This is a genomic window from Sulfitobacter sp. KMM 9851 (genome assembly GCF_057178245.1).
The window spans coordinates 2458225-2477141 of sequence record NZ_CM169991.1 but is presented as its reverse complement, the minus strand read 5'-3'; the positions used below and the strand labels follow the sequence as shown (position 1 = coordinate 2477141).

Below are 18917 nucleotides of genomic sequence, written 5' to 3'. Positions count from 1 at the left end.
TGTTACAGCGCGCCTTTGGTGGAGGGCACGGCATCAGCGGTGCGCGGGTCGGTTTCGACCGCCTCGCGCAGGGCGCGGGCGACGGATTTGAACGCCGCTTCGGCGATGTGGTGGCTGTTGATCCCGTGCAGCGCATCGACGTGCAGCGTGATGCCGCCATGGGTGCTGAGCGCCTGAAAGAATTCGCGCACCAGTTCGGTGTCAAACGTGCCGATCTTGGCGGTGGGGAAATCCACGTTCCAGATCAGAAACGGGCGCGCCGACAGGTCAAGGGCAGTGCGCAGCTGCGCGTCGTCCATCGCCAGCAGGCAGGCGCCATAGCGCCGAATGCCACGTTTGTCGCCAAGCGCCTGGGTCAGCGCCTGACCGATGGCGATGCCCACGTCTTCGACGGTGTGGTGATCGTCGATGTGCAGATCGCCCTTGGCGCGCACAGTCATGTCGATCAGCGAGTGGCGCGACAGCTGGTCCAGCATGTGATCGAAAAAGCCGACGCCGGTCTGGTTGTCATAGACGCCGGTGCCGTCAAGATTGATCTCGACCTTGATGTTGGTCTCGGCGGTGGTGCGGGTCAGGGTGGCGGTGCGCATGGGGCTTCTCCGGGGCTGGTGTTGCGGCCCTTATACCAGTGCGCGCCGCCACGCCAAGCCCCGTGCGGGCCGGGTTGCCGTGACCGTTGCCGCCGCACATCGTGATCGGGTTGGGACCGAAACAGGGATTGCGGCCAACGCCGCCATATGGGACGCTGAGCGGAACACGAAAGAGGCCTCCCATGACAACTTGTGTCTTTATCCAGATCCGTTGCCGCCCCGGTACGACCTACCGCGTGGCCGAAGATATCGCCCTGCGCGAAATCCATTCCGAGCTGTATTCCACCTCGGGTGACTATGACCTGCTGATGAAGCTTTATATCCCCAAGGGCGAGGACGTGGGGGTGTATATCAATGATCATTTGCTGGACATCGAAGGCATCGAACGGTCGCTGACAACCATGACGTTCAAGGTTTTTTGAGGTGCGCCGTATCGCCCCGCTGTTGGGGCTGATTGCGGGGCTGGCGGTTGTGATGCCCGCGCAGGCCAGTGCCGGTCGTGTCTATGAGGGCAATGAGGCGGCGGCGCTGCGCTGTGCCAATACGCTGGCGTTGACGGCGGTGGCGCTGTCGGCAGCAGAGCTGATTGGCGAGGACGAAAAAGAGGTGATCCTGGGCATCACCGTGCGCATCCTGGATCGCCACGTCAGCGGGACATGGCGGCAGAAAAAGGCGGCGATGGTGCAGATGCGTGACCGCCGGGGCGTGGTCGACACGCTGGAGGATTACCGCCGCAATGCCGGGCAGTGCCTGAAGCAGTTTCCGATCAACTGACGGCGGCGGGCGGTGCCGACGGGGCACGGCCGAGTTTGGGCGATGTGCAGCGCCGGGCAAAAGGTGACCACCCCAAAAACAAACCTCAGCCGACCAGCGACTGAGGTTTATTGTAACATGATGGCTGTTGCGCGGGGGGGCGCCCCTGTTTGGCGTTTTAGTGCGCGGCAGAGACCGTCGGTGTTTCGGGCGCGGGGGTGTTCAGCTTGACCTTCTGGCGCATCGCCACCCGGCGAATGGCGCGGTCGAATGTCTTTCTGACGCGCTGGGTTCGGCTGGCGTTGGGGTGGATCGGCCCGCCGACGGACAGTGTGACCTGCATCTCGCGACCATCGCCGTGCCGCGGGGCCTCGTCATTCAAGGCGGCTTGGATCAAATCTTCGATCTCGGGCCATGTGGGCAGGGTGTCGCCGGTCACGATACAAAGCAACGTGCCACTGCCGTTATGCGTCATCAGAAGTTCGGGGCAATCGACCACCTTGGCGATGGCGCGGGCCGCTGCGGCCACGGCGACGGCAAATTCACGGCTGGTGCAATTTGCATACAGCGCATCAATACCTTCGATCTTGGCGGCAAAGACCTGACAAATGTCCAGATGGTTGCGCGACAGTTGTGACAGATAGTTGCCCAGCGAAAACGGCAGCACCAATTGGCTGACACCGTGGATATGCACCGGATCTTCGACGTCGAAATCATGCACGCCGGGCCGGGCAGCATCGTCCATGACCCTTGGGTCAAGACGCGGGGCTTTGTCAGTGTTTTCCAACATCCGTTCCGCCACTTTGATCCGCGTTGCGATGTCTTTGACGTCAAAGGGTTTCGTGATGTAGTCGTTCGCCCCCGCCGAAAAGGCACGTTCGATCGAGGCGGCATCGGATTTCGACGTCAGCATCAGGATCGGCTTGTTGGAATAGTTGGGCAGGTTGCGGATATGGCGGCACAGGGTGATGCCGTCCATGTCGGGCATTTCGATGTCAAGCAGCAGGCAATCAAATTCTTCGTCCGGGTCGGCCAGCATGGCCAGCGCAGCAGGACCCGAGGAGGCAACGCTCACAAATGGGAAATCGGCCTGGCGAAACACCACCGGAAGCAGTTCCAGTATAAATGGATCATCGTCGACGGCAAGGATTCTCATGGTGGCTACCTCTTTGTACTGCGGGACAGGGCGGATTTGTGAGCGTTTATGTCCTGTTAACGATTTGGCCTGAGAAAATGGGCGAAATTGTGACAGGACTTCTACTTTTAGTTGCAGCATGTGGAATTCTTCGTCGGCGGGTCCGATTTCAGCGGAATTTTGCCGGATTATGCCCTGATGATACATAACTCTGGGGTGTTTCATAGGTTGATCCCCCAGATTTGGTAGGTCTACGTGTTGCCACTGCCACCGCCAAGAGGAGCTTACGCGCAGAACAGGGCAAGAACGGGGCGTTTTTGCTAATTTCAGGCTGATCAAGCGGTGGTTTTACGGTCGGCACTGCCTTTGCGCGGCCTCTATTCGTGGCCACCATGGACGCTGCGGGAGGTAATGCGCGTTGATTGACCAGATCCGCAAGTATTGAGCCATGCGGGCCGCGCGGCAGGCTATTGGCCGCATGAAAGCCCGCACCGCGGTATCGCACCGAGGTTTTCTAGTCCTGCGTGAATTTTGCGTGGCTGCGGTGACAACAGCGCGAAAATCACGAAATTTCATCTTGTTAGCATTGATCAGAATCGGGCTTTGTCGCAGGTTATGTAATATTGCCGCCGAGAGGATTTTAGATTTTGCCCGTCTTTGCCACAGTTTTGTTTATTGGGGTTGTGGTGCCTTGGGCTTTGATCCTGCTGGATGCGGGGCGGGCCAATGTGCAAAGCGTGGCCGCGCTGTGTGCCGGGGCGTCGGCCTATTGCCTGATGGCGCTCAACCTGTTTCTGGCGACGCGCCCGCCGGTGGTGCACCGCCTCGCCGGGGGGCTGGACCGACTGTATCAGGTGCATAAATGGACCGGAATTGCGGTGCTGCCCCTGATCTTGTTTCATAAATTTGTCGGTATGGACCTTGATGGACAGATCGTGGCGACGGGGCTGGCCAAGACGTCGGTTGATATTGCGAAATATGCGTTCTGGGTGCTGCTGGCGCTGTTGTTGCTGTCTTGGATCAAACGGGTGCCGCGGCTGCGGCGCGACCTGCTGCCCTATCATATTTGGCGCTGGACCCATCGGGCGCTGGGGCTGGTTTTTGTCGCCCTGACGCTGCACCAGTTGTTTGTCAAAGTGCCGTTTGACGCCAATGCGCTGACGGCGCAGTATCTGGTCGTGATGGCTGCGCTGGGCATCGGGTCTTTTGTCTATACGCAGGTGCTGGCCCCGTTGCGGCGGCGGCGGTTTCGCGTCGACACGGTGGAGCGGCACAAGCTGGCGACGGTCATTTCTGCCACGCCGGTTGGCCGACGCGGGTTAGCGGGGGCGCGGCCGGGGTCGTTTGCCGTGGTGCGTTTCAACCGGCGTGGCCTGCGCGAGCCGCACCCCTTTACCCTGTCGCGCATCGCGGCGGACGGGTCTGTGCAGGTGTCGATACGGGCGCTGGGCGATTATACGCGGCAGGTGGCGACGTCGGTGGCCGAGGGCGACACCATGTCGGTCGAGGCCCCTTATGGGGGATTCGATTTTCGCCGGGGCGAGGCCAATCAGATCTGGCTGGCGGGGGGGATCGGGATCACCCCATTTCTCAGCTTTGCCGACAGTCTGACGGCGCAGGACAGCCGGCGCATTGAATTGGTTTATTGCCTGCGCGATGCGGACGAGGCGCTGGGCCTTGACCGTCTGCGCGCCGCCGAAGGGCGCTGCCCCGGTTTTCACGTCACGCTGCACGCCAGCACAACCGATGGCCGTCTGAGTGCCGAACGTCTGGTGCAGATTGTCGATATGCCGATTAACGCGGCGGGCCTTTGGTTTTGCGGCCCGGCCCCGATGCGTCTGGCGATGTTGCGTGATCTGAAACAGATGGGCCAGCGCCCCGCCAGCCTGCATTACGAAGAATTTGAATTTCGATAGGATAGATTTGCCATGCCCCGACTGAACCTTTTTGTACTGTTGACGTCGTCGCTTGCCGTGGCGGTCAGTGGCAGTGCCGCGGTCGGGCAGGGGGCGTTTGGCGCAGGTGACTTTGCCGATTACGACGCAGATGCGGCAAATGGCGCGGTGATCTTTGCCGCTGCCGGCTGTGCCACATGTCACGGCACCGAGGGCGATGCGAACCTGTTGGCCGGTGGCCGCGCGATCCCGACCAAGTTTGGCGATCTTTATGCGCCCAACATTACCGCACATCCCAGCGCGGGTATCGGTGGCTGGTCGAACGCGGAGTTCCTGAATGCGGTACTGGGGGGCATGGACCCCGACGGCCACCGCTATTACGGGGCGGTCTTTCCCTTTGCCGCCTATGCGCGGATGCGCCCCGAAGATGCGCTGGACCTGCGCGCGTATATGGCGGACCTGCCGCAGTCCGATGCCCCGTCAAAGCCGCATGACATCAGTTTTGTCAGCCAGAAAATTCTCAACGGCTGGACATCCGACCGCGATGCCTTGATCCCGCCTGCCGATCCACAGATGGCACGCGGGCAGTATCTGGTCGAGGCGGTGGGCCACTGCGCCGAATGTCACACGCCGCGCGACACCGGCTTTGGGTTTCGCTATGATCTGGACGCCGACCGCCCGTTTATGGGCGAGGTGGGCCTGCTGGGGGATTACGCCCCCGATATCAGCGCCGAACGCATCGCCAGCTTTGGGCCCGAGGCCTTTGTTAACGGGGCGCTGGCCGAAGGGCGCAAGCTGAACGGCAACCCGATGACCGCGCCCGCGATGCGGCGCATTTCGGCGCAGCTGGCGACGCTGCCGATTGCAGACCGCGCCGCAATCTATGCCTATCTGTCGGGCAGTCCGCTGGACCCTGCGACGCTGCCGCCAGCCGCGCCCGTACAAACTGCCGCATCGGCTGACACGCCGCCCGTCGAGGATGTGCTGAAAGACACCACTGGTGCCAAGGCGCTGGTGGCGCGGGTAGATGCCTATTGTGAGGCAAGCGGTGCAGTGACCGCCAGCGTCCCCGCCGCCGCAACGGCCCCCGCCGGGACAGACGCTGCGCTGACGGGGCAGGCGGATCAGGTGATCGAAACCCATTGCCGGTCCTGTCATGCGCCCGGCAAGACGTATTCGGCGGTCTTTCCCACCGGCGACATTGCCGACATGCCGTTCGACAAGCGCATCGTGGTGCCGGGCAACGCCGACGCCTCGCCGCTGTACGAATCCATTGCATCAGATCGGATGCCACTCGGCCAGAAGATGACGGCCGATGAGGTCGGTACCCTGCGCCGTTGGATCGAAGGGCTGGCCCCGCCCGAAGCGGCATCCGCAGCCGCGCCCAAGACCGAGAGTGAGAGCGAGACCGGGGCCGCCGTGTCCGACGGTGCCGCGACCCATCCGCTGTTCGCGGGCGGCACGCGGGGGGCGCGGATGCTGTCGATCGCAACCGACCTGGCCGCGCTGGCCGAGCGCGACCGCCCGTATATACGCTACATGAGTTTTGCCGCCACGCCGCTGGCCGAGATCGACTGTGCCGACAGTGGCGCGCGGCGCAATCCGATAGTCTATCTGCATGCGGCGCTGAACAAGTTTATCAATTCGGTATCGCGGGGGCCGCGCGTGGTGGCAGTGACGCCGGTTGCGGGCACCGAAGGTGCTATCGTGCGCATCGACATGCGCGACTATGGCTGGACTGCCGACATGTGGGCCGCGCTGACCACGGGTGTCTATACCGACCACGCCCGCGCGTCGGGTTTTTCGCCCGAGGCATGGGCGGATCTTGCCACGCCCTATCCCTATGCGGTCGACCCTGACAGTGATCCGGTGCTGGGCACAATGGCGCGCGCCACGCAGACCCCGGTGCCCGTGATGCGGGCCGACTGGTTCACGCATTTCGCGTCCGAAGCACCCTATTACGATATGTTCCTGGGCCTGACCGATCACATCCGCGATCTGGAGGCGCGGCTGGGGCTGGACGTGGACCGTGCCATCCTGGATGGTCAGATGATCCGGGCGGCGATGTTGCCTGGTGCCTCTGGTGTATCCGATCACAATCGGATGCTGGAACGGTTCGATCTGCCGCAGGGGGGGTATTACTGGAAATCCTATGATTTTGCCGGGGATGACGGGCTGCAATCGCTGGTCCTGCATCCCGATGGCCCGTTTGAATTACCCCAGACCCGCACCGGGACGCAGGGCTTTCACCACGACGGGGGCGAGATGATCTTTTCACTGCCCAATGGCTTGCAGGGGTATTATCTGTCGACAAATCTGGGCGCGCGTCTGCTGGTCGGGCCTGCATCTATCGTGTCGTTTCGCAACAAGCCGATCGGCAAGGGCGTCGAGATCGAAAACGCCCGTTCGTGTTTCGACTGCCACGCCAACGGCATGATTGCCAAACGCGATCAGCTGCGCGACGTGATCGAAGCCGCGCAGAGGTTTGACCGTGATCAGCGCGATATGTTGCTGGACATGTACATCGACAACGCGGAGCTAAGCGAGATCTACCGCCGCGATTCAGCCGCGTTTCTGGACGCGCTGGGGGCGTTGAACGCAACCGAAGTGTCGGCGACCGGGCGGCCCACCAGCCTTGCTGCACCGATGTCGGCGGGCGGGGGCGAGATCATGACCTACCTCGCGGACAAGCATTTCGATACTGTCGATCTGGCCGGGTTGGCGCGTGAGTTTTTCCTGGATGTGCCGACATTTCGTGACCGTGCGCGGCAGACCGGTGATGCCCAACTGGGTCTGCTGCTGAGCGATTGGATCGCGCGGCTGGACGCAGGCACAAAACTGCACCGCAGCGAGATCGTGGCCCATTACGCCGATGTCCTGCCGCGCCTGACCGAATGGCGGGCCTATCGCCCACAGGGCGGTTATTCTGTCGCCGGCTACGGTGCGGGCGGGTTTGAGACGCAGTTGGGCGATGTGGTGGACCGGTTGTCGGCGCAGGGCGAGATTACCTTTGCCCCCGCTGTCAGCCTGCCGATGCCCGCCGCCGTGGCGCCCCCTGCGGGCGACCGGGTCAAACTGGCGATTAGCGTGCCCCAGACCGACGTGCACGTGGGTGATTTTCTGCGCTTTTCTGTCACCAGCACCCGGCGTTGTGAATTGCAGATTTTCTATATCGAAGGTCAGGACGGGATCGAGGAGTTGCCGCAAGACCTGCTGGGGCCAGCCTTTCTTGAGGCGGGCGAAACCCGTGAAATCCCCTATCCCGGATCGGGGCTAAGGCTGCGCTTTGACAGCCCGGGGATCAACGACACGATGCTGGCGTTCTGCCGCGAAGGCGGGCTGGGGGCGGCGCGGATGAATGCCGCCGCGGTCAGGGACTACGCGGCAAGCCGGTCGCAGACCCTGCTGCGCGGCATCGCGATCGAGGCTGCAGACCGCGTGTCGCAGGACGAGGGCAACAGCGCCACGAACTTTGTAACTTTTAACGTAAGCCCCTGACCGCTGTATTGGCGCGTCTCAAGGGAGGGAGAAAGATGATGAAACGGAAAACGACCATATGGTACGCGGCAGCGCTGGCGCTGTGCGCGGCGCTGCCGGGATCGGCGCAGGAGTTGACGCTGGAATCCTTTGATCTGGGCGGTGACAGCGCCCCGGCGGCAACGGCGGCCAACAGCGACATTGAAACCTGCCTGCTGGACCCGGCGGCCTGCAACAATTCCGAACTGCGGTCGGGGGCCAGCCTGTCGATCGACGATGTTGTGAACCTGGGTGTGATTGACCGCGAAAAGGTCGCGACCACAACGACCAGCACCACCGGGCAGGCGCAGCAGGTAAATACCGCGCAGGCGTTGCCGTCGATAGATATGGAAATCCTGTTTGACTACAATTCCGCCGGTATCCGGGGCGATCAGGCGCAGCGGTTGGCTGAGTTATCGACCGTGCTGCGCGATCCGAGATTTGCGGATTATACCTTGGCTTTTATTGGCCATACCGACGCCGTGGGATCGGACGCCTATAACCGTGATCTGTCCCAGCGCCGCGCACAGGAAGTTGCCTATTTCGTCAGCCAGGCCGCCGGGATTCCGCTGGCGCGGACCTCGGCCACGGGGCTGGGGTTTGCACGGCTGAAAACACCCTCTGATCCGGCTGGGCCGCAGAACCGCCGGGTGCAACTTGTCCTGATCCCGCGGTGACATGATGCACCGCCTTCTGGCCCTATCGGTGGCCCTGATCCTGAGCGCGACGGCAGCCGCTGCCGCCACCATCGAGCGGCGCGATGACCTGCGCGGGCATATTGACGCGCTGCGGTTGATGTATCAGCCGGTTGCGGCATTCCAGGGCGTTGATCAAACTGGCGCGCCGCCCGGTTACGGGGTCTTTCGGCTGAGCGGTGTGATCGAAACCGGCGATGCCGAAAAGCTGGCACAGATGCAGCAAGCGCTGTGGGACGAGGGGAAGTTTTACGCCTGGGTGCTGGTGCTCGACAGTCCGGGCGGCAATTTCCTTGAAGGGATCAAGCTGGGCAAGGCTTTGAAGGATAACCTGAGTTCGCAGGACCCGGCGCTGATTGCGACCTATGTGCTGGACGGGGACGCGTGCTTGTCAGCCTGCGCGATGGCCTTTGCGCTGGCGGCGACCCTGCGCGATTTTGAAGGATCGGACGCGTCGCGGCTTATCGAGACCGGCGCGCGCCTGGGTTTTCACATGGGGGCGTTGCCAGAGCATGTGGCGACGCAGACCGCGCAGGTGCGCGAGGTGATGAACCTGACTTACGACATCATGGCCAGCTATACTGAAATTTTGCGCGACAAAACCAATCCGGTAATCCTGGTGCAAGAGGCGCTGAACCATCGCGAGGCGGATAGCTTCTTTGAGGTGCGCGCGGGACAACGCGCGCTTGATCTGGGATTTCTACCGGTCACCAGCGGGCCGCTGGCCAACCCGGTGTATGCATACGCCCTGCCGATGTCTGCGGTGGAGGCAATGTGCCGGTCCTTGCTGCATGCCTCGACGGTCGAGACAACTATTGTCACGGATGAATATGATTTCCTGTCAGCGTCGGACGCGCGCGAGGTGACGCTGTCGGAGTTCGCGGATGCACGCCGCTGGGCCGGATATTCGGCGTCCTTTACCTCGGGTGAGGGCTGTCAGATCGGGGTGACAGCGGATCAACGTCTGCTGCTGAATGTCACGCGCACGCCGGTGCCTTGCGCCGATGGCAGCCATCCGGGTGATCGGTGGTGCGCCTTGGCCGAGCCGCCCGAGACGCTGGCGACGGTGGCGGTGCTGGCCGATGCGCTGGGCTGTCCCGGTGGTGTGTTCCACCGCAGCTTTACGGCATGGTCTCAGGACCGCACCGGCATCGCCTGGGCATTCGATGAGACCTGGCAGCGCACCACCCGCGCGGCAGTGAACATGCGCGTAGAACCGGGGCTGGATACTGCCATAGTAGGCGAGTTGGGTGACGGGCAGGGGATCACAGTCAGCGATTGCCGCGTGACGCAGGACAGTCAGGCACTGTGGTTTCAGGTGCAGGATGGCGCGCAGCCGGGGTGGATTTCGGCACGTTTCATCGCGGACGGCAACATGGGCGGGTTTCGCGCGCCAGATTGACGGTCGCAATCGGGGGGGGGGCGGCCCCCCCCCCGGAACCCCGTGGCGTTCTGCCCGGGGGGGCCAGCCCCCCCGGACCCCCCGAGGGTATTTATGGTCCAAAAGATATGCTCAGGGGAGCGCGCGCGCTGGTGTGATCAGTGGATCACATAGGGACGTGCCTGATAAGCGACATTGCCGTGACCCGGGGCGGGGACGCTGCCGTCTTCGGTGCCCTTGGCGATCTGGCCAACGATGTCACGCAGCACGGATTTCTGCGCCTCGCGGTCAGTCAGGCTGGCGGGGGGGCAGAAATAGCCGAGGATGTTTTCACCCGGTTCGTCCTGTTCCTGCACCACCAGACCAAACCGTGACCCGGGCGAGATTTCAAACCGGATCTGGCCATTGTCGAGGCTGGTTTTCTTGAAGAACTCCAGCGGGATCGGGGTGAATTTGCGCCCCGGTGAGAGGTTGAAAAACGTCGGCGTACAGCCCGCGCCGAGGTCGGCCACCACCGATACCTCTTCGCCCACCGTCACGCGGGGCGGGTAGACTGACAAGAGCGCGCGTTCGGGTGCGCTGACCGGGGCGGGGGTACTCGCGGCCTTGGTGGGCGCCGCAGCGCCTCCGCCTGCGCTGCGGTTAAAGTAGAATTCCGTCATCATCTGCGACAGTTGCTGGGGGCGTTGTTCGCTGCCGGTGGCGGTCATGACATCGGCCGTGACACGTTTCATCAGCACCGACACTTCGACATCCGCCGTGCCCATATGCTGTGCCAGAGCGATGGCAAAGGGCGAATTGTCTGCCGCGCCATCGAGTGCCACGGTATTGGGCAGGGTGGCAAAGGTGACCAGCATGTCGCCGGGGGTGCGTACCACCGCCAGTCCGCGTTTGATCCCCGCGCTGCGCCCATCGGAGGCCGCAGCACTCATCAGGGCTTCGGCAAAGGGGTTGTTGCGGCAGGCGTCGAGAAAGATCATCGAGATCGGCACGTCCGCCAGCGCCGCCGTCAGGTCATTCAGCGCAATCCCCTCGCGCGAGATGGCGCTTTCGCTGCGCAGTTCGGCGTCAATCGGCATCAGGTAATTTTCGCCATCTTTTTGCAGCCCATGCCCGGCATAATAGACCGCCGCCACGTCGGCATCGCGGGCGCGGGCCACGAAATCGTCGATGGTATCGCCCATCTGGTCCTCGGTCTGGTCGACAACTTCGGTCACATCAAAGCCGACGTCGCGCAGGGACTGCGCAATCAGACGCGCATCGTTGACCGGATTACGCAGCCGGCCGATAACCTCGTAGGCGCCATTGCCGACCACCAGCGCGATGCGGTTTTCGGCATGTGCGGCCAGCGGCAGCAGCAGCGTGAGAAGGATGAAGGTGAGGCGTTTCATTCGTCGATCTCCTCGAAAAACTCGGTGCGGTGCGAGGCAACTGAATCGAGATAGCAAAACCGGTTTCCGGTGGCCGGGTTTGGCCAGCACACCACCAGAGGACTGCTGTTGCCGTTCTGTGCCGCGTATCGTTCGACCACCGCGCGCTGGGCCTTGCCGGCATCTGACCATATCTCGGCTACGGTGTCGGCACCGTTAAGTTGGACCCGTTCCGTCGATTGTGGGCCGTCGTTGGTTTCCACCACGGTTTTCGCCCCTGACGGCCAGATGAAGGTGTCTATGGTGCGGCTGCGCTTTTCGGTGTCACGCTGTTGGACCCGCGCCAAGTTGCATGGATCGTTGTCCATGATGGTCGTGCCTTTGAACACGATGCAGCGCCCTGAAAACTGCCGGGTGCGGCGTTGGTCCTGGGGCCCGCGCAGAACGGCACGGGTGTCGTCGGGTAGGATCAGATCGGTAATCGGGGTTGCGGCGGCATAGGTCTGGTAGGTCCAGGTATGCACATAGCTTCCTGTGATCGTCGCCCAGCCGGATGGCACGCTGCGCGGACGTTGGTTCGGCTTGAGCGGGGTAAAGGACATTTCGCAGCCAGTCGCGCCTTCTTGGCGGAAACCGTCGGACATAACGCCCAACCATGTGCCATCGGCGTCGCGTGAAACCGTGCCGTCGCCATAGGCGATGCCGCGGTCGCTATAATCGAGATCGGCCGCATCGACGTGGCGGCAGGACCAGAGCATGCCGTCGTGGGTCAGCGCCTTGGGTTCCTTGATCGGGGCGATGGCGATACGCCAGCGCGCGGCCTCGCCCACGGTGGTTAAAATGTACATGTCGTCGGCAGGGGTCGCCAGCATCCGGGTCGCCAGGGAATTTGCAAAGCGAATTTGCGGCGATATTTCCAACAGGGTCGCCACGCTTTTCAGTGCGATCACATAGGCTTTGTTCACGGCGATTTCATCATATTGCCCTGCGCTGACGCTGAGTTTGGGCGAATGAAAGCCGAGCCGGGCTGAGGGGTGCAGCACCCTGTCGGCCTGATAGCCGGTGTCGTTTTCATAGCTGGTGGTGCCGCCCATAAAAGCCACTGCGCAGGCCGACAGGCAGGCATTGCCGCGCGCGACGGCGGTGCCAACGCCATTGGCGGCAAAGTAGCTGGCCAATTTCACCCCTTCCAGCAGCGACCCTCCGCCGCTGTTCAGGCAGACCCGCCCTTTGGTCTGGGAGTATTGATCTTCGGCGTATTGGTAGCCGTCACTCGCATGCATCGCCTCGATCAGCGGGCGGACCCTGTCGGTGTCGCCGTCGGTGATGTCACCCGATAGTTCGACAAAGCACCCCATGACGGGATCAACCTTGGGGGTTAGCGTCCCGGCGGTGGCGGGCACCGCTGCCGATAGGGCGATCAAGGCTGCGCAGAGAGGTGAAAAATGCCGGGTGAACCACGCAGGGGCCATGAAAATGCTTTCTGTGATTAAATATGCCAACAGATTTGCGTATCCGGGCAGGCATTTCAAGCCTCGGGGAAAGGATGCTACCGCAGGTTGCGTGTTTAGTAGTTGATGGTTACGACAACGGAGTCCTGATAGACCCCGACACGCGCGTTCTGCCCGCCAAAGATACGGCCATAGATTGTAAAGGCTTGATTGCTGCCCGCGCCCACGTCTGAGACGGTGGTGCCGGGCTGATCGCCCCAGGGCATCGAGCGCGCGGCGTTTTGATACAACCCATAAAGCAGACTATGCCCCAGGTTGCGCAGCTTGCGGCCGGTCGGTCCGGTGACCCCGATGCCGGTGCCGTTATCAAGGCTGATGGAATAACTGGTGTCCGAGGTACAGCGCACGTTGACGGTTGCCTGATTGTCCACCGACCCGGCCAGTGCCGAGGGGATCGTGCCGAAATTCATCGACGTCACGTCGACCTCGCAACTGGGCACCACATCGGCAGACACCGTGAAGGCGGTCACCGGATCGCTGCCGCCCAGCAGGTCACATGTGATCATGCTGTAAGATATGGAGATATTGCTGGGGCCGGAAAACGTCGACGCGTACATCCCCGATCCGACGGACACGCTGTTTGACACGATCTGCCCGTAGACCGGCACCTTGGCCGACCCGCCGATGCCCAGCGCGCCGATGATGAGCGGCACCCGGATCGTGTTCAAGGTGCCAAAGGCGGCCCCAAGGCCGGTGGGGCGTAATTCATAGGCAAGCGCACTGCCGAGGGCGTTGCGCATGTAGCGGGGGGAGTTATTGCCGCCTGCACCGCCGCTGCCGGGGCCAAAATGCACGCAGACGCTCGAGATGGTCAACAGACCACTGCACTGGATATCCAGCAGGCCCGACGTCTGGTTGATGGCCCCGGCGCGCACCGATACGGTGCCAAAGTTCAGGTCGGTGACAGAGGCGGTACAGGGCCCGGCCGCGGCACCGCGCGGGGCGCAGAGCAGGGCCAGCAGGACAAGGGCGATGCCGCGCAGGAAGGTCATAAGCACACCACCCCTTCTACAACATCCTGAAGATCGGCACTCGCGGCGTAAGCAAACGCAGCGTTGCAGGTGCCGTCGCGGGTGTTGACGCTGATACGGTTACTGGCCTTGATATTTTCAAGCCAGGTTTCGCCGTCATAGCCGACCACAAATTCGTCAGCGCCGCCGTTGACCCGCACGGTCGATCCGGCAGGCACAAAACGTCCGTCGGCCAGCCGCAGCACAACCAACGCCGCTTGCGAGGACGAGCCGCCGAAATCGACGTAATTACCGGCGCGCCGGTCTGGCACCACATCCATGGCGGTGATGCCCACAAAGGCGTCGGCGGGCAGGTCGGCCACATTGATCGAGACGCGGTTGCGGCGAAAGGACGACAGGCCCGGCACGATGGCACGCCCGGTGCGGCTGGTTCGGGCCACTTCGCGGTTTTGCAGGTAGATCGGCACGTCTTTCACGCCGACATCGACCATCGCAAAGCTGTCGGTGATCGAATTGCCGGCGGTGATCTTGCCCCCGCTCAGCACCAGCGCGCCATCCATCTGGCCACGCAAATAGGTGTCGGACCCGGCCTGCTGCGCCTCAAGGGCGTATTCGGCAAAGCGGCTGCGGTATTCGCCGCGTGCGCGCAGGTTCAGGTCGCCATTGCGCTGGTCCAGTTGCAGGTCATAGCCATAGGCCCCGATCTTTTCGGTTTTGGATTTCGACACGAACAGGCTGGTCGACGTCTTGCCCGACCCATCGCGGTTCAGCGATGCGCGTGCATGGCGGCGTTTGCCCAGCGACATCGACATACCCATGGCAACGCGGGTTTCTTCGGCAACAAGGTTATGCGATGCGCTGATGTTGAACGATCCACGTCCCTTTTTCAGCGAATGACCAAAGGAGGCCGACACGATCTGATCGCTGGATGTGGCGCGCCGCGAATTGACATAGCTCAGGCCCAGCTTGCGGCCATCACGTGACACTGGAATGGCCAGGCTGACCACGTCCAGCGCTTCGGGAAATTCCAGCAACGATCCGTTGGCGACCTGACCCGGCCCGAGAAAATCAACCCCCGTGGCAAAGGCCAGGTCGGCAAAGCCGGTCTGCGCGCGGGTGCTGCTGATCGACAGGTCAACGGGCCCGAGCGACGTGCGCAATGTGCCGTGGAGAAACCCCGCAGTGTCATCTTGGTACTTGCTGCCACCGGCGGTCAGGGTCAGCTCGCCCAGCGCATAGGGCACAGCGGCAAACCCCACGCCGAACATTGTCAGGTCCGATTTCGCCTCGGCATGGGCCAGCAGGGTCAGCGTGTCGGTGACGCCATAGCGCATGGTGGCCGACACGAGGGCATCTTGGCCGTATTGATTGCTTTGCTGGCCATAATCCTCGCGCGCAACACCCGCTTCGATGGAATAATCGGCGACGCCTTTCTTGATCAGGTTTTGCGAGGCAAAGAACGACACGTTGCGGCGCTTTTCGGTGCCGTCGCGGCCCCGGATCACGATCTCGGCTTCGCCCGAGCCGTGGTACAGCGGCACATCCTCGATCTGGAACGGGCCCTCGTTGATTTCGGTGCTATAGGCGCGGTTATTGTCGATAAAGACATCCACTGTGGACGGCACCGCGGCGGCACCCGAAAAGGCCAGCAGTTGATCCGTCACCAGATCGCTGCGCAGGCTGAAGTCCCGGCGCAGCTGCACGCCGGCCATGCGGACGGCGCGGCTCCAGGGCAGGGAGGACGAGGTGATGTCACCCACCGCAAGGGTCAGCGCGCGGTCAGGTTTGTGAAATTCAAAGGTGGTCTCTTGGCGCGTGAAATCGCCCCCGCCATTGGTGTCGAAATAGCGGTAGAATCCGGAATTGCTGAGCGTGCCGATCGGGGTATAGACCCAGCCGTCCAGCGAGGCGGAAAAGGCGTTGAACCCGACCCCGGAGCGGGTCTGGCTGCCGCCAAGCTCTGTCGCCAACGAATAGTTGAGCACCGCACCGAATTCGCGTTCGGGTTCGAGGTGTTCAGGGCGCTGGGCGGCGGAGGTTACGTTGGGCAGAAGGGCCTTGTGGGCAGCGGTAATATGGATCGTCTGGGCGCTTTGATCGTAGCTGTAATGCAGGCCTTTCAACGCATCGAGATAGATCTGACCACGCAGCCCGGCAGGCGCGCGCACGCCGATTTCGCCCAGTTCCTTGCGATGGATCGAAATGCGGTTGTCGTCCGCATGTGCGGTAAATTCTGCAATAAGGCCCGTATCGCGGCCATTGATCGACACGGCCAGAAACAGCGGTGTGTCTTCGATGAAATCCACAGGCGCATCGGGTACAGTGGCCGTGATCGGCAGTGGCATGCTGGTGTCTTCTTGGGCGCGCAACCCAAAGGGAGCTGCAGCCAGAGCAATCAACGTGGTGCGTATAAAATACTTTCCCATGATCTTTCCCTTTTGGCCCCCCCAGGGCGATCACCGAGCAGCGCAGTGCATATCCTGTCGCTACAAGGGGAACCGACAGTGTCGGGTTACGAGGTAAAGCACAGCGGAACAGAGTGGCGGACCTGAAGCTTGACCGCTTGGCCGCTTTGTTCCTTTCCGGGCAGGCGATCGACCAGCACGCGGTAACATTCGCGGCCCCGCACGGCGCGTTTCTTGGTGCGCACGATGCGAACGGTCAGCTCCTGGCGCGGGCGCAGTTGGGCCACCGGCGGGCTGATCACCACGTTGCGTGTCTTTTTCAGCCGGTCCGGTGCCGTGCCTTCTTTCCATTCCATCACCCGTACCTGAACGATGGACTGTTCGTTGCCATCGGCCTTGACGGTCAATGTGCTTTGGTTTGCCTTCGGCACGATCACGCGGGTGGGCGATACCGATAGGTTGTTGGCCAGCGCCGGTGCGGCACCCGCAGTGATCATAAGTGCAACGCCAAGGGTGGCGGAGGACAGGTGAGATTTGAAACGCGACATTGGCATGGGAGTTTCCTCTTTACTGATATCTCGATTGATCCGGGATGCGGATTAGTAGTTAAGGGTCACCAGAATGGTGTCGGAATAGAGACCTGCGTTGTAGTTGCCTTGTGGGATCTGGCCGTAAACCGGCAGTACCAGCGGCACAGCAGCCGAAACGGCACCCGAATAGATCAGACCATCAACGCCGACAGCGCTTTGACGGCCAGAGTCGCTGTAAAGTGAGTAGGGCAGCTTGTTGTTTGTGGCGTCAGCCATGTAGCGCGTGCCTGAGCTGGCGTTTTCACCGGCGCCAAGGCTGACGGTCAGACCGCTACGCGGCGATGTGCAGACCACGGCCACCGAACCTGGGGTGACTTCGTTAGACGCCTCGGCAGTGTTGATGGAGGCAAAGGACACGCCCGTTGCCGCCGACAATACGCAGGTGTCGAGCACGAGGGCGGAGACGTTGAGGTTGGTCGTTGCCACTTCGGCGGCATGGGCCGACGTGGCGCTGGCGATGATCAAGGCGGCGCTCGCAGCGGCACGCTTTGTGTGGTGGAGTGCTAACATTTCTATTTCCTTTCTAATTGTGGACAAAAACTCCGTAAATTCGCCCAGAATTCGAGAGCGATTAGGCTAAAGTTAGGCGCGAATTAGGGCGAAAAGGCGTCGCTATCAGATTGCTTTTGGGACATTCTTGGGAGTTGATTTTGTCAACAAAATAAGGTGTTTTGGGTGGATTATCGCCGCGTTTTCCACCGCAGGTAGGTGCCTCGGTCTTGACGCTATCGCGCCTCGGTGCTGTCACTAGCGGCAATTGTGTCCATCGCGGCGTGACCTCGACCGTGCCGCTACATCTGCAGTCTACGCATAACTGTAAAGCGGCGCCTCGGGCTCATAATATATTGGGAAAATTAACATTTTTGGCCACCGCGGAAGGACTTCACAGGGTGTAGCGCGGCGATGACTGACGGTTGACGGTTACAAACGATACCGATCAAGTGGCGACAAAATCACATGACGGGACCAGTACATGACGACACCATCCGATATCCTCGCTGAATTTCTGCTGCCCACGCAGGAATTGCGCCACGATCTGCCTTTTTTCACCAAGACATTGGGGATGCGGCTTGAGAATATTTTTCCCGCCGATGATCCGTCGGTTGCCAGTTTTTCCGGCCATGGCATCCGTGTGCGGATCGAACGCGGGGCGGACGTGGCGCCGGGACATCTGCGTATCCTGACCGACGATCCCGACAGTTTTGCCGATGGCCAGCGCCACCTGATCGCCCCGAACGGCACGCGGGTCGAAATCGTGCCGCGCAGTCCGCAGGTGGAACAGCCCGTCACGCGCCACGAATTCGCCGTGCGCCGCTTGGCGGACGAGGCCCCGTGGGTGATTGGCCGCGCGGGAATGCACTACCGTGATCTGATTCCGTCGCGCCTTGGCGGGTCAATCATCGCCAGCCACATCCGCATCCCCGATGGCGGGCCGGTGCCGGATATGGTGCATTACCACACGGTCGGCTTTCAGTTGATTTTCTGCTACAAGGGCTGGGTCGACATCTTGTACGAAGATCAGGGTGATATGATGCGCCTGCACGCGGGCGACTGCGTGACCCAGCCGCCGGGTATCCGCCACCGCGTTGTCCATGCCTCGCCCGAGATCGAGGTGATCGAGATCGGCGTGCCCGCAGAACACGTGACCACCATCGACCACGATATGACCCTGCCAAACGGCACCGGCGACCCCGCGCGCGAATGGGATGGGCAGACCTTTGTGCATCACATCAAGGATCAGGCGACATGGGCGCCGTTCCGCATTCCGGGGTTCACCGCGCGCGACACCGGCATCACGGCCGGCACCAAGGGCGTGGCAGGCATTCAGGTGGCACGCTTTGACACCGGCACCCCACCGCCCAGCAAACATGACGCCGATATTCATTTCAGCTTTGTGATGGCGGGCAGCATGACGTTAAGCGCCGAAGGCCAGGACCCGCGTGATCTGACGGCGGGCGACGCGTTTGTCATTCCGCCGGGCATGGTGGCGCAGTACAGCAGTTGCTCGCCCGATCTGGAGTTGCTGGAGGCCGGACTGCGTGGTGATTTCAAGACGCAGCTTCTGGGGTGATGGATTTTTAGGCAGCCATTTGGCTATCCTCAAG

At 62.0% G+C, this 18917-nt stretch carries 15 protein-coding genes; 7 read left to right on the top strand and 8 right to left on the bottom strand.

Going from position 1 to position 18917, the window contains the following annotated elements; genetic code table 11:
• Nucleotides 1-2 precede the first annotated feature (2 nt).
• Nucleotides 3-590 (bottom strand): imidazoleglycerol-phosphate dehydratase HisB, encoded by a 588-nt coding sequence (hisB, locus tag AC1965_RS12245; protein WP_483884153.1) that lies wholly within the window; start codon nucleotides 588-590, stop codon nucleotides 3-5.
• 182 nt (nucleotides 591-772) lie between these two features.
• On the opposite strand from hisB, the gene AC1965_RS12240 reads away from it, so the two are divergent.
• Together AC1965_RS12240 and AC1965_RS12235 are read left to right on the top strand one after the other, a co-directional pair.
• Nucleotides 773-1012: an Lrp/AsnC ligand binding domain-containing protein gene (locus AC1965_RS12240; protein WP_483884152.1), complete on the top strand. Its 240-nt coding sequence runs from the start codon at nucleotides 773-775 to the stop codon at nucleotides 1010-1012.
• 1 nt (nucleotide 1013) lies between these two features.
• On the top strand, nucleotides 1014-1364 hold the full coding sequence (locus AC1965_RS12235) for a hypothetical protein (protein ID WP_483884151.1): 351 nt from the start codon (nucleotides 1014-1016) through the stop codon (nucleotides 1362-1364).
• Nucleotides 1365-1521: 157 nt separating this feature from the next.
• On the opposite strand, the gene AC1965_RS12230 is transcribed toward AC1965_RS12235, so the two are convergent.
• Complete coding sequence (locus AC1965_RS12230) at nucleotides 1522-2499, bottom strand: response regulator (protein ID WP_483884150.1); 978 nt, start codon at nucleotides 2497-2499, stop codon at nucleotides 1522-1524.
• Nucleotides 2500-3125: 626 nt separating this feature from the next.
• Between AC1965_RS12230 and AC1965_RS12225 the strand changes: the two genes are divergently transcribed.
• Genes AC1965_RS12225 through AC1965_RS12210 form a run of 4 tightly spaced genes read left to right on the top strand, consistent with a single transcriptional unit; the run spans nucleotide 3126 to nucleotide 9986 of the window.
• On the top strand, nucleotides 3126-4394 hold the full coding sequence (locus AC1965_RS12225) for a ferredoxin reductase family protein (RefSeq protein WP_483884149.1): 1269 nt from the start codon (nucleotides 3126-3128) through the stop codon (nucleotides 4392-4394).
• A 12-nt stretch (nucleotides 4395-4406) separates the two neighbouring features.
• Nucleotides 4407-7871, top strand: coding sequence for a c-type cytochrome (locus tag AC1965_RS12220; RefSeq protein ID WP_483884148.1), 3465 nt, complete (start codon nucleotides 4407-4409; stop codon nucleotides 7869-7871).
• 35 nt (nucleotides 7872-7906) lie between these two features.
• Complete coding sequence (locus tag AC1965_RS12215) at nucleotides 7907-8566, top strand: OmpA family protein (RefSeq protein ID WP_483884147.1); 660 nt, start codon at nucleotides 7907-7909, stop codon at nucleotides 8564-8566.
• A 1-nt stretch (nucleotide 8567) separates the two neighbouring features.
• Nucleotides 8568-9986, top strand: coding sequence for an SH3 domain-containing protein (locus tag AC1965_RS12210; RefSeq protein ID WP_483884146.1), 1419 nt, complete (start codon nucleotides 8568-8570; stop codon nucleotides 9984-9986).
• A gap of 137 nt (nucleotides 9987-10123) precedes the next feature.
• On the opposite strand, the gene AC1965_RS12205 is transcribed toward AC1965_RS12210, so the two are convergent.
• The 6 genes from AC1965_RS12205 to AC1965_RS12180 form a co-directional block, all read right to left on the bottom strand.
• Nucleotides 10124-11356, bottom strand: a complete 1233-nt coding sequence (locus tag AC1965_RS12205; protein ID WP_483884145.1) for a caspase family protein — start codon at nucleotides 11354-11356, stop codon at nucleotides 10124-10126.
• Nucleotides 11353-12837 carry a COG3904 family protein gene (locus AC1965_RS12200; RefSeq protein WP_483884144.1) on the bottom strand — a complete coding sequence of 495 codons (1485 nt, stop codon included), beginning with the start codon at nucleotides 12835-12837 and terminating at the stop codon, nucleotides 11353-11355. Before AC1965_RS12200 ends, AC1965_RS12205 begins: the two co-directional genes overlap by 4 nt.
• A gap of 65 nt (nucleotides 12838-12902) precedes the next feature.
• A complete protein-coding gene (locus AC1965_RS12195; protein WP_483884143.1) occupies nucleotides 12903-13838 on the bottom strand; it encodes a Csu type fimbrial protein in 936 nt (311 codons plus the stop codon).
• Nucleotides 13835-16243: a fimbria/pilus outer membrane usher protein gene (locus tag AC1965_RS12190; RefSeq protein WP_483884142.1), complete on the bottom strand. Its 2409-nt coding sequence runs from the start codon at nucleotides 16241-16243 to the stop codon at nucleotides 13835-13837. The genes AC1965_RS12195 and AC1965_RS12190 overlap by 4 nt, the downstream gene beginning before the upstream one ends.
• 86 nt (nucleotides 16244-16329) lie before the next feature.
• Nucleotides 16330-16776 carry a fimbrial biogenesis chaperone gene (locus tag AC1965_RS12185; protein ID WP_483884141.1) on the bottom strand — a complete coding sequence of 149 codons (447 nt, stop codon included), beginning with the start codon at nucleotides 16774-16776 and terminating at the stop codon, nucleotides 16330-16332.
• Between the two features lie 45 nt (nucleotides 16777-16821).
• The gene (locus AC1965_RS12180; RefSeq protein ID WP_483884140.1) at nucleotides 16822-17322 is read right to left on the bottom strand and encodes a Csu type fimbrial protein; all 501 of its coding nucleotides are present in this window, start codon (nucleotides 17320-17322) and stop codon (nucleotides 16822-16824) included.
• 463 nt (nucleotides 17323-17785) lie between these two features.
• Between AC1965_RS12180 and AC1965_RS12175 the strand changes: the two genes are divergently transcribed.
• Nucleotides 17786-18883, top strand: coding sequence for a cupin domain-containing protein (locus AC1965_RS12175; protein ID WP_483884139.1), 1098 nt, complete (start codon nucleotides 17786-17788; stop codon nucleotides 18881-18883).
• Nucleotides 18884-18917: the final 34 nt, after the last annotated feature.